Source organism: Thiorhodovibrio frisius (assembly GCF_033954835.1).
Lineage (GTDB): Bacteria > Pseudomonadota > Gammaproteobacteria > Chromatiales > Chromatiaceae > Thiorhodovibrio > Thiorhodovibrio frisius.
In genome coordinates, this window is sequence record NZ_CP121471.1 from 4411248 (window position 1) to 4422873 (window position 11626).

At 60.7% G+C, this 11626-nt stretch carries 10 protein-coding genes; 9 read left to right on the top strand and 1 reads right to left on the bottom strand.

Features of this window, described 5'->3' with window-relative positions:
- Positions 1 to 10: 10 nt before the first annotated feature.
- A complete protein-coding gene (locus Thiofri_RS20230; RefSeq protein WP_009147945.1) occupies positions 11 to 3841 on the bottom strand; it encodes a magnesium chelatase subunit H in 3831 nt (1276 codons plus the stop codon).
- Positions 3842 to 4682: 841 nt separating this feature from the next.
- On the opposite strand from Thiofri_RS20230, the gene Thiofri_RS20235 reads away from it, so the two are divergent.
- The 9 genes from Thiofri_RS20235 (at position 4683) to dcd (ending at position 11618) form a co-directional block, all read left to right on the top strand.
- Entirely contained in the window at positions 4683 to 5228 is a 546-nt protein-coding gene (locus Thiofri_RS20235) for an ATP-dependent zinc protease family protein (protein ID WP_009147946.1), read from the top strand.
- Between the two features lie 55 nt (positions 5229 to 5283).
- Positions 5284 to 6048, top strand: a complete 765-nt coding sequence (hisA, locus tag Thiofri_RS20240) for a 1-(5-phosphoribosyl)-5-[(5-phosphoribosylamino)methylideneamino]imidazole-4-carboxamide isomerase (protein ID WP_009147947.1) — start codon at positions 5284 to 5286, stop codon at positions 6046 to 6048.
- Positions 6045 to 6368 carry a phosphoribosyl-ATP diphosphatase gene (locus Thiofri_RS20245; RefSeq protein ID WP_009147948.1) on the top strand — a complete coding sequence of 108 codons (324 nt, stop codon included), beginning with the start codon at positions 6045 to 6047 and terminating at the stop codon, positions 6366 to 6368. Before hisA ends, Thiofri_RS20245 begins: the two co-directional genes overlap by 4 nt.
- A 174-nt stretch (positions 6369 to 6542) precedes the next feature.
- Positions 6543 to 6815, top strand: coding sequence for a Sec-independent protein translocase subunit TatA (gene tatA, locus Thiofri_RS20250; protein WP_009147949.1), 273 nt, complete (start codon positions 6543 to 6545; stop codon positions 6813 to 6815).
- An 18-nt stretch (positions 6816 to 6833) separates the two neighbouring features.
- Complete coding sequence (gene tatB / locus Thiofri_RS20255) at positions 6834 to 7187, top strand: Sec-independent protein translocase protein TatB (protein WP_009147950.1); 354 nt, start codon at positions 6834 to 6836, stop codon at positions 7185 to 7187.
- A 2-nt stretch (positions 7188 to 7189) separates the two neighbouring features.
- On the top strand, positions 7190 to 8377 hold the full coding sequence (tatC, locus tag Thiofri_RS20260; RefSeq protein ID WP_009147951.1) for a twin-arginine translocase subunit TatC: 1188 nt from the start codon (positions 7190 to 7192) through the stop codon (positions 8375 to 8377).
- Between the two features lie 579 nt (positions 8378 to 8956).
- Positions 8957 to 9337 carry a helix-turn-helix domain-containing protein gene (locus tag Thiofri_RS20265; protein ID WP_009147952.1) on the top strand — a complete coding sequence of 127 codons (381 nt, stop codon included), beginning with the start codon at positions 8957 to 8959 and terminating at the stop codon, positions 9335 to 9337.
- Between the two features lie 296 nt (positions 9338 to 9633).
- Positions 9634 to 11049 (top strand): lytic transglycosylase domain-containing protein, encoded by a 1416-nt coding sequence (locus tag Thiofri_RS20270; protein ID WP_009147953.1) that lies wholly within the window; start codon positions 9634 to 9636, stop codon positions 11047 to 11049.
- Entirely contained in the window at positions 11049 to 11618 is a 570-nt protein-coding gene (gene dcd / locus Thiofri_RS20275) for a dCTP deaminase (protein ID WP_009147954.1), read from the top strand. The genes Thiofri_RS20270 and dcd overlap by 1 nt, the downstream gene beginning before the upstream one ends.
- Positions 11619 to 11626: the final 8 nt, after the last annotated feature.

The window sequence follows — 11626 nt, forward strand, 5'->3', positions numbered from 1 at the left end:
CGATCAAGACTCACGCTGCGGCTACTCCCTCGGTGATACCTTCGAGCCGGTCTTCAAGTTCCTCGCCCGCGCGACGCAGGGCCTCCAGGGTGTTGGCATCCGGAGTCCAGTAGTTGCGCTCGTGGGCCTCAAGCAGCCGATTGGCGACCTTGGCCGAGGCCGTTGGGTTCAGGGCGGCCAGGCGCTCGCGCATTTCATCATCGAGCACAAAGGTCTCGGTCATGCGCTGATAGACCCAGGGCGCAACCTGCCCGGTGGTAGCCGACCAACCCATGGTGTTGGTGACATGGACCTCAATCTGGCGCACGCCCTCGTAGCCGTGCTTGAGCATGCCTTCATACCACTTGGGGTTGAGCATGCGGGTGCGGGTCTCGAGCGCGACCTGCTCGGCCAGGGTGCGCACCTGACCATCGCCACGGGTCTGGTCACCGATATAGACCGGAACCTCTTTGCCCTTGGAACGCCCAACCGCGCGGCTGATGCCACCGAGGGTGTCGAAGTAGTGATCCACCGTGGTGACGCCGAGTTCGACCGAATCCAGATTCTGGTAAGCCAGTTCCACCTCGCCCAGCACGCTTTTCAGCAGCTCGGCCTGGCGCACCGGCTTGCCGGCACGACCGTAGGCAAAGCACTTGCGCTGGGTATAGGTCTCGGCGAGTTCGTCTTCCTCGTCCCAGCGGCTGTTGTCGATCAGGTGATTGACATTGGAGCCATAGGCGCCGTCGGCATTACTGAACACGCGCAGCGCGGCGGTTTCGATGTCGCAGTCGTGCTCCTGCTGATAAGCCAGGGCATGCTTGCGGATGAAATTCTGCTCTGCGGGTTCATCCGCCGTCGCGGCCAAGAAGCTCGCCTCGGCCAACAGTTGGGTCTGCAACGGCAGTAGATCGCGGAAAATGCCCGACAGGGTCATAACCACATCAATGCGCGGGCGCCCGAGCTCTTCCAAAGATGTCAGCTCGGCACCGCACACCCGCCCGTAGCTGTCGAGTCTTGGCTTGGCGCCAATCAAATGCAGCGCTTGGGCGATGGGGCCACCTTCGGTCTTTAAGTTGTCCGTCCCCCAGAGCACCAGGGCAATGGACTCGGGCAGCGGATGGCCGTCCTGGCTATAGCGATCCAGCAGTTGCTGGGCGTGGCGCCCGCCTTCTTTGAAGGCAAAGGCGCTGGGAATGCGGAAGGGATCAAACCCATGCAGGTTGCGCCCGGTGGGCAGAATCTCCGGGGTGCGCAGCAGATCGCCACCTGGTGCCGGCGGGACAAAACGCCCGGCAAGCGCGCGCAGAACGGCTGGGGTTTCGTGGTCCTCGCTCAGCAGCTTGTTGTAATTGGCCAGTTCGCCATAGCGAGCGATCTCTTCCTCGCTGGCCTCAATGCCGGCGGTCTTCAGCGCCTTGGCGGGTGTGGCACCTTCAGTCAGAGCCTGCACGACTTCGCGACTGACATCGCCCGCGACGCTGGATTCGGCCACCGCCATCAGCAGATCAAGGCGCTCCTGGCCATTGGGCGGCTCGCCGACCACATGCAGACCATAGGGAATCAGGGTGTATTCCAGCTCCAAAATCTCGTCATTCAACTGCTGGACCAGGCCCTCGGCTGCGGCCATTTCCCATTGCGGTTCGGCATTGCACAGGTCCAACTCGGCCGCCTGGGCCTGAATCAACTGCGCCAGATCGAGGCGTTCTTCTTCCGAGGCTTCTGGAGTCAGGCCGCGCCAGTGCTCAATGGAGCTTTTGAGATCCACCAGGCCGCGATAGAGACCGGCATTGGCGATAGGCGGAGTCAGGTAGCTAATGAGGGTCGCGGCGGCGCGGCGCTTGGCGATGGTGCCCTCGGAGGGGTTATTCGAGGCATACAAGTACAAATTGGGCAGATCGCCGATAAGCCGATCAGGCCAGCATGCAGCACTCAGGCCGGCCTGTTTGCCGGGCATGAATTCCAGCGCGCCATGGGTGCCAAAATGCAGCACCGCATGGGCAGCGAAGTCTTCTTTCAGATAGCGATAGAAGGCCGAGAAGGCATGGGTGGGCGCAAAACCCTTGTCGAACAGCAGCCGCATGGGGTCGCCTTCGTAGCCGAAGCTCGGCTGGATGCCGACGAAGATGTTGCCGAAGTGCTCGCCCAGCACAAAAATCGAGGCGCCATCGGTCTGCTGCTTGCCCGGCGCCGGCCCCCACTGACTTTCGATCTCGGCCAGGTAACGCTCGCGGCGGACGTGATCGTCGCTCGCGATGCGCGCGGCAACATTGGCATGGGCGCCATGCACGGCGGCATTGCCATAGATGACACGCTCGCGCAGGTCATCGGCATCATTGGGCAGATCAACCCGATAACCATCGGCCTTAAGCGCCTGCATGGTGCGGAATAACGACTCAAACACCGACAAATAGGCCGCAGTGCCGGTGTTGCCAGCATTGGGCGGGAAGTTAAACAACACGGCGGCGATCTTACGATCCTTCGCTGGCGTCTGGCGCAGCCGAATCAGACGCTCGACACGCGCGGCCAGGGTATCGGCACGCTCGGGCTGGGGCAGCATGTCGCGCGCGCGATCTTCCGTCGCCTCAGCCGAGCGGCCGCCAAAGACCATGGGGCCAGTAGAGCCATCAAGTTCGGGAATGGCGACCATCATGGTGGCCTCGACCGGCATCAGGCCGCGATCGGAGGCTTCCCACTGCTCCAGAGTCTGGAACTCGACCGGATGCGCGGCCAGGTAGGGCACGTCCAGCCGCGCGAGCAGTTCCTGCGCGGCGGCTGAGTCGTTATAGGCCGGGCCGCCAACCAAAGAGAAGCCGGTCAAGGAGACGACCGCATCCACGCTCGACTTGCCTTTGTTGAAAAAGAACTTTTCAATTGCCGCGCGCGCATCCAAACCGCTGGCGAAAGCGGGAATTACTCTGAGCCCCCGCGCTTCCAGCGCCTTGATGACGCCATCGTAGTGGCCGGTATTCCCCGCCAGCACATAAGAGCGCATCACCAGCAGGCCGACCTGACCCTTGATGTCGGCGTTCTTGGGCGGCTTAGTTGGTAGCTTGGCGAGCTTGTCGGTGATGCGCCCGCGCAGGCGCGGGTGATAGAGGCCAACGTCGGGATACTCAGCCGGCGCCGAGACCTTGATGGTACCGCGCAGTGCCGCGCGCGGGCCGGTCGCGTAGCGATCAACCAACTGACGCACCAGATTGGCGACGTTCTCGTCCGAACCGGCCAGCCAGTACTGCAACACCAAGAAATACGCCCGCACATCTTGGGCGGTGCCGGGAATGAAGCGCAGAATTTTGGGGATGCGCCGCAACATCGCCATCTGGCGAGCGCCATCGCTAGAGTTACTTGCGCTGGAATTACTGGCGCCGGCATTGCTGGAGGAGGACTCCGACTCGCCTTCCTGGCCAGCCGGTTTTTTTGCCCCACCGCGCAGGCGTTTCAGGATCGACATCACACCGCTCTGCTTGGCGGTCATGTCGAAATTGCCCATGCGGGTGAGCTTGGTCACCTCGCCAGCCGACATGCAACCGACCAGGGCGTCGCACTGATCGCGACGTGCCTCAAGTGCCGGCAGCACAGCATTAATGTGATCGTCCATGAACAACATGGTCGACAAGATAATGTCACCCTGGGCGATATCCTGATGGCAGCGCGCGAGCGCCTTGGGATCTGCCTCCCACTCGGTGGCGGCATGCAGCGTCAGGCGCAAGCCGGGAATTTCATCCTTCAGCAGCGCCTGCGCGCGCTCCGCAGCACCGGCAAGATGGCTGTCCAGGGTGACGATCACCACATTGATGCACGTTTGTGTCGTCCCTGACTGGCCCCTTGATGATGAACGGGAAGTCGACGTCTTTGTTGCCATCTTTGCTATTCGATCTCTCTAGACCAGCCGCGCATTGCTGCCTGCCGATGCGCGCGCTCCCAAGCAAGCTAACCGCCTTGCAACCTTTAACGGGGCAGCGCGCGGCTATCGCCGCAGCACCCCGTCGAACCCGAACTCCCTATATTAAGCCGCAATGCACCGAATACTCAAACAGTCTAGTTTCCAGCCAAAGCCGTAACATGCACCGAACCGCGAGGGCGAACCCTGGGGCAAACCGGGATCAGCCCCTTCACGAGTGAGGGCAGCCGCCGGCGAAGAATCCATCTATATTAAAGAATCTAGTCGCCGACACCCCAGATGTCAATATTTCTTTACGTTAAGCAAAGTTGACAGTCACAACCGCCAGCGGACTCCGCCAGTCACCCTGACTCGCGCGCTAGAGTCAAGCCGAAAAAAATTTGTGACTGGGACAGGCGATTGTAGCGCGGTTCGCCGGAAAAAATCGTCTGGGGTAGTCGGGACCATGAGCGCTGGAAGGGGCGCTATCGCGCAGGGGTGCGATCCGGGCGGCTTTCATGTCAGGACACTTCAATTCGGTTAGCATGACTGGACTCCACGCGGTAGGCGCCTGGTGGAAACCGGAAAAAACCGAAAAAAGAAACACGGGCTTGCAAAAAATCTCGACAAACAGCCGTTCTGTCAGGCAAATTCCATACCGCAGGGAGGGAACACAAGCCTGCACCGGATTTTTTCAAGTCCTATGCCAAGCATCCCGCACACCACCACAATGCTCGCCGCACTTGAGCCCTGACGCCGAATCGGCGACTATCCTGGGCCATCATTAACAACAATCACGCCTCACTGACATCTACCAGAAGCCATGTCATCAGATCCCTCGCCCGCCTTGGTGCAAACAGCCGAGAACGCCAGACTCGCCATCCTTGGCTGGCGCGAATGGATCGGCCTGCCAGAGCTTGGGTTACCGCTAATCAAGGCCAAGCTCGATACCGGCGCCCGCACTTCGGCACTGCACGCCTTCGATCTGGATACCGAAACCGACGCCGAGGGCCGCGTCTGGGCGTTATTCGGGGTGCATCCACTGCAAGACCGCCTGGATGTTGTGGTCCGGTGCCGCGCCCTCGTGCTGGACCAGCGCCTGGTATCAGATTCGGGCGGCCATCGCGAGCAGCGCTTTGTGATTGCTACCCAACTGCAGCTGGGCGCGAACGCCTGGCCCATTGAGCTGACCCTGACCAATCGCGATACCATGCGCTTTCGCATGCTGATCGGGCGCACTGCCTTGGCCGGACGCGCATTGGTGGATTCGGGTCATTCCTATGCGTTTGGCCGACCGCACGACGCCATCGCCCGCTATCAGCCGTCGCCAAATGGCTACAACCAGACAACCGAACCCTCGCAGACATGATATTCCGCGAAAACATGAAATACCCAACAGATGCAATCAAGGAAGCCTTCAAGCTATGCTGCTGATCCCCGCCATTGACCTCAAGGACGGCTGCTGCGTGCGCCTGCGCCAAGGGCGCATGGACGATGAAACCCGCTTTTCCGACAATCCGGTGGAGATGGCTGGGCGCTGGTCGAGCGCCGGCGCGCGTCGCCTGCATCTGGTTGATCTTAACGGTGCCTTTGCCGGCACCCCGGTCAACGGCGCGGCCATTCGCGCCATCGCCACTGCCTACCCCGAACTGCCCATTCAGGTCGGCGGCGGCATCCGCGATCTTGACACCATTGGCGCCTATCTGGATGCGGGCGTGCATTTCTGTATCATCGGCACCCAGGCGGTGATCGAACCCGAGTTCGTTGCCCGCGCCTGCAAGTCCTTCCCTGGTCATATTCTGGTCGGGCTGGACGCCAAGGATGGACAGGTCGCCATCCGCGGCTGGGCCGAGACCACTGAGCACCGAGTGGAAGAATTGGCGCGGCGCTTCGCCAGCGACGGCATCGGCGCCGTGATCTACACCGACATCGGCCGCGACGGTATGCTGACCGGCCCCAATCTCGAGGCCACCGCGCGTCTGGCCGACGCCATTGATGTGCCAGTCATCGCCTCGGGCGGCATCACCACCCTTGATGACGTGCGCGCTCTGGCCGGAATCGCCGCCCAACTCACCAAAGGCGGCATCAGCGGCGCAATCACCGGGCGCGCCATTTACGAGGGCACCCTGGACTTCGCCGAGGGCCAACGCTTGGCCGACAGCCTGAGCGCCGGGGATCGCGCAGCATGAGTGACGTACTCGAACGCTTGGCCGAGGTGCTTGAGGCCCGCAAGCAGGCGGAGCCGGAATCCTCTTATGTCGCCAAGCTCTACGCCAAGGGGCTAGACGCCATCCTGAAAAAAATTGGCGAGGAAGCGACCGAAACCGTGATGGCCGCCAAAGATGGCGACCGCGAGCATCTCGTCAAAGAGGTCGCTGACCTCTGGTTTCACAGCCTGGTGCTGCTTGCAGATCAGGGTCTGCACCCGAACGCCGTGCTGGATGAACTCGACCGGCGTTTTGGTCTCTCGGGTCTGGCCGAAAAAGCCGCGCGTAAACCACCAGCCTGAGTCATGATGCAACTGCACTTTGGCGTGATCGCGCTTGTCAGGACTGCATCGTGCCGCGCGGTTGCGGTATGATTCGCCGTCGCTTTTATCACAGCTTCAACAAGAAACAGACAAGCCTGCCCCATTGCCCAGCACCCATCGCTGGCAAACCGGATAGGCACACAGGAGGATTCTATGGGAATGGGTGGCATTAGTATCTGGCAACTACTGATCGTGCTCGTCATCGTGCTCTTGCTCTTCGGCACCAAGAAGTTGAAAAACCTCGGCTCAGACCTTGGCGGAGCCGTTAAGGGTTTCCGCTCGGCAATGAGCGACCCTGACCGCAAGGATGCAGAAGAGGAAGAGAATCAATCCAGCGCGCAACTCTCGGGTCGGACCGACGAACCCGGCAAACCTGCTTCCCAGCCTGCCGGTGAAACGGCCAAGCCCTCGGATTCCAGCCGCTAACCGCGAGACAGCTGCACCATGTTCGACGTCGGCGCGCTTGAGTTGGTCGTGATTGCCGTGGTGGCCCTGCTGGTCGTGGGGCCAGAGCGCTTGCCACGTCTGGCGCGCACCGCCGGGCGCTGGGTCGGGCGCGGGCGACGAGCGCTACTGTCAGTCAAAGACGAGATTGATCGCGAAATCAAAGCTGAAGAACTGCGCGAGATCATCCGCCGCCAGAACGAGCGCAAGCCGCTCGATGAGATTCTCGAAGAGCAGTTCGACCCCAAAACCGCCGCCAAAGGCCAGGCGCTGACTGGCGGCAAGCGTCTCCAAACCAACGCCAAGTCCGACGCTGAATCTGGCGCTGAATCCGGGCAAGAGCCGCACGCCTGAGCATGAACGAACGCCTGCCCGACCCGCGACTCGCAGCCGATGACGGCGGCAGTGAACAGCCCTTCATCGACCACCTGATCGAATTGCGCGACCGCCTGCTGCGCATGGTCGTGGCTATTGTGATCGTTTTCCTCGGGCTCTTCCCCTTCGCCAACACACTTTATACCTGGATCGCCGCGCCGATCCGCGCCCAGTTGCCAGAAGGCGCGACCATGATCGCCACCCAGGTGGCCTCGCCCTTTCTGACTCCCTTCAAGCTTGCGCTGGTGGTGGCGGTGTTCATCGCCATGCCCTACATCCTCTACCAGCTCTGGGCCTTTATCGCGCCCGGGCTCTACCGGCACGAAAAGCGCCTGGCGGTGCCGCTTTTGGCCTCGAGCATCGTCCTGTTCTACCTGGGCATGGTGTTCGCTTACTTTGTGGTTTTTCCGCTGGTCTTCGGCTTCTTCACCTCGGTCACGCCCGAGGGCGTACAGCAAATGCCGGACATCGCCTTTTACCTGGAATTCATTCTCAAGCTGTTTTTTGCCTTTGGCATCGCCTTTGAGATTCCCATCGCCACCATTCTGCTGGTGGCCGCCGGCATCACCACACCGGCAGCGCTGGAAAACAAGCGCCCCTATGTGATTGTTGGTGTTTTCATTGCCGGCATGCTGCTCACGCCGCCAGATGTCATTTCCCAAACCCTGCTGGCCATACCCATGTGGCTGCTCTATGAGCTTGGCATTCTGTTCTCGCGCTTCTTTCAGAAAGATGCCGGAGCACGCGCGCAAAGCGACGATGACTCCCCCGGCGACGATGACCCGCCAACCGGGTCGCACCGCCCGAAATCCCCAAAGCCCCCCGCAGGGCCGGGTGCGGCTGAGATCGCGGTTGGTCATGAAATTGATAGCAGCGATATCAACGACCCTGAGCGCTTCCGGCCGCTGACAGATGATGAAATGGAAGCCGAACTCGATGCCATTGAGGCCGAGGATCTGCACCCACATCAAAGCGGCGCAAGAGTCGACGCAAGCGGTTCCAGCGCGATGCCCACCGCAGCCACCGACACCCTGCTTTACCAAGCCAACCAACACCGCGCTGAAGGCAACCTAAACGCCGCCCGTCATCTGCTCTATCGCGTCCTCGAAGACGGCACTGCCGACCAGCGCCGCGTCGCCCGCAACATCCTCAGCGACCTCGACAGCTAAGCCCCTCGCGCTCGGCGCATCGCGCCTGCCCGCAAAACCGCCCCGCCCCAATGTCCACCCGAGCAACCCTGCTTGGCGGGAGCGAGGGCGCAAAGCATCAACGCTTTATCCGCCATCCCCAATCGACTGGGCAGAATAACCATCGCTGCCCGGGCAGCCCCGGCGACACAGGAACAGCACAGTTTTTTTTGTCCGTGACGGGCCATTTTTCTGTCTTTCTGTGATCGATCTCCGCTGCCAGCTTGCAGCATCGCCGAGACAAGAAACCGGCATCTCAGGTGCACCAATGGCTAGCGATGCCCAGCCGCCGCGAACAGCGCAGCCCCTAGACCCTTCAAAAGGCAAGCATTCACGTCTCAGGTCGAGCGAAAATCCGCCAAGTTTTACCAACCAAAGCACAGCGCCTCGCATTACTCAGCCGCAACAAGCCACTATCGCCAGAATTCGCATTGTTATCGATGAAAAAAAACCCTTGACCTTCAGAGCCTCAGGTGTACGATAGCCCCCACGGACATTTGTAGGGAATTTCCCTACAAACGTCCACTGAAACAATTTTTTCACCTCAATGCGAGAGATACTATGGACGAAGAAAGCATTAACCTCACAAAAATGATCGGCCAACGCCTGCGCGCCGCCCGCAACGCTCATGGCTACAGCCTGGCTGAGCTGGCCGCTCGGACCAACTCCCTGTCCAAATCCCGTATTAGCAACTATGAGCAGGGCATCCGCCGGATGGGCTTGGAAGAGGCATCCGAGTTGTCCAACGCTCTCGACGGCCTGACGCCAACCTATCTGCTATGCCTGGATGACAAATCCCCGCTGAGCAAGACCGAGTGGAAAATGATCGACGCCTTCCGCAACAGCGACGAACGCGGCAAGGACACCATCCTGCGCGTCTGTGAAGTGCAGCGGGAGTACTCGGTACCTGCCATGCGCAGTCGCCTAGAAATGGCTGATTAGGCAATGGCTGATTAGGCAATGGCTGATTGAGCAATGGCTAATTGAGCAATCGTTGGTTCAGCTAAAGCAGCGCGCTGACCAAACCACCGGCGAGTTGGGACTCGCCGGTGGCGCCCGCAACATCTCTTTTTGACGCCGGCGCACCTTTCCCATTAGAGTTCACCCGCCCGGTTGCCTGCGATGCCAGGCTAGCAAGTCTCTCGCTAATCAGGGCGTTCCCACCTCTAACTGGTATCCGGCGCCAAACAGCCGTCCAGACTTCAACTCACCAAGCCAACAGAATCCTCGCCGTCACCATGCACCAACCTGCCCGGCAGCGGTCTCCGCATTTCGCGGCACTGCTTCTTGCGATGTTCACTGCGGTGCTGGCCCTGCTCCCGTCAGGCTGCGCCAACCAAGACACCCAGCCCGAGTTTGCCACCACCCATGACTTTGCGGTGCCGGCCAGTCTGAAGCCAAATGTCGAATTTTGGCGCAAGGTGTACGCCGAATGGAGCCGATCTCAGGTGGTTGTGCACGACGACCGTTATCTGGACCTCATCTACCAAATCGCCGATCTTCCCGGCCCCGTGAAGGCGTCCTATACGCCGCAACAGCGGGATTTTGTCGACCGACTGAAACTGAGTTGGAGCGAACGGCTGCAGCGACTGTCTCGCAAGCTCGCGAGCAATGCCCCACTAACCAACGAGGAACGCGCGCTTAAAGACAAAATCACCGCCGCTGGCGGCGCTGCGGCCCTGATCAACCCAGCCGAGCGCGTGCGCACCCAGCGCGGCTTGCGCGAACGTTTCCGGCGCGGAATCGATATCAGCGGGCGCTATGATCAAGAGTTCCGGGAGATCTTCCGTCGCCATGGGGTCCCCGAGGACCTCGCCTATCTGCCTCACGTAGAGTCCTCCTTCCAACTCAACGCCCGCTCAAGCGCAGGCGCGACCGGCATGTGGCAGTTCATCCGCTCCACCGGGCGGCATTACATGACAGTGAACAGCCAGATCGACGAGCGCCTCGATCCCTTCATCGCCGCCGACGCCGCCGCACGCTATCTGGCGGAGGCACACCGAGAACTCGGCAGTTGGCCGCTGGCAATTACCTCATACAACCACGGGGTCGGCGGCATGAGCAATGCCCGGGCGCTGCATGGCAACGACATCGGCAGCATCGTAAAATCCTATCGTGGGCGCTACTTTGGTTTTGCCTCGCGCAATTTTTATGCGGAATTCATCGCCGCGCGACATGTCGCCATGAACGCCAACAACTATTTTCCCGGCAACATCCATTATGAGCCCCCGATTGCGCACAAGCGTGAGCGCCTAGCGCGCAGCCTGACAATAAACCAAATCGCACGCGAGTATCGGGTGCCTGCCTATGAACTCATCCGCGCCAACCCCGCCTGGCTCGATCCCATCCGCGACGGCCGCGCGCCCGTTCCAGCCGGCAGCGCAATCTGGCTGCCAACAGATCAACAGTCGTCTCGGCCCAAGAAGCAACCTGCTCCTGACAGGCCGCTGTTCGGAGCACGCCAGATCAACGGCTCCTCCCCCGAGGCCGCACCACAAGCACTTAGCATGCAAAAGCCAATTCATCCCAAGGCGTGGCGCCGCGCCATGAGGCTTGCCGTGAATCACATGGATTCATTTTCCGGCATAGCCGGGACCATGCGCATTAACCATTCACCCCTTCCATTCATGCCGCGTCCTGGCGCGGAGGCCTGATGTCGATTAAGTCCGACAACTGGATTCGCCTCATGGCGACCGAGACCGGCATGATCGAGCCTTTCGAGCCGACCCAGGTGCGCGAAACGCCCCAAGGCGAGCGCGTCATCTCCTACGGCACCTCAAGCTACGGCTACGATATCCGCTGCGCCGATGAGTTCAAGATTTTCACCAACATCAACTCGGCCATCGTCGACCCAAAAAACTTTGATGCCTCGAGCTTTGTCGATTTGCGCGCCGATGTCTGCATGATTCCGCCCAATTCTTTCGCACTGGCGCGCACCGTGGAGTACTTTCGCATCCCGCGCAATGTCCTGACGCTGTGCCTGGGCAAAAGCACCTATGCGCGCTGCGGCATCATCGTGAATGTGACGCCGCTCGAGCCCGAGTGGGAAGGCCATGTCACCCTTGAGTTTTCCAACACCACGCCGCTGCCCGCAAAAATCTATGCCAACGAGGGTGTCGCGCAGATTCTGTTCTTCGAGTCCGACGAGGTTTGCGAAAGCTCCTACCGCGACCGCAAGGGCAAATATCAGGGGCAGCGTGGCGTGACACTGCCCAAGCCCTAAATCAGTCG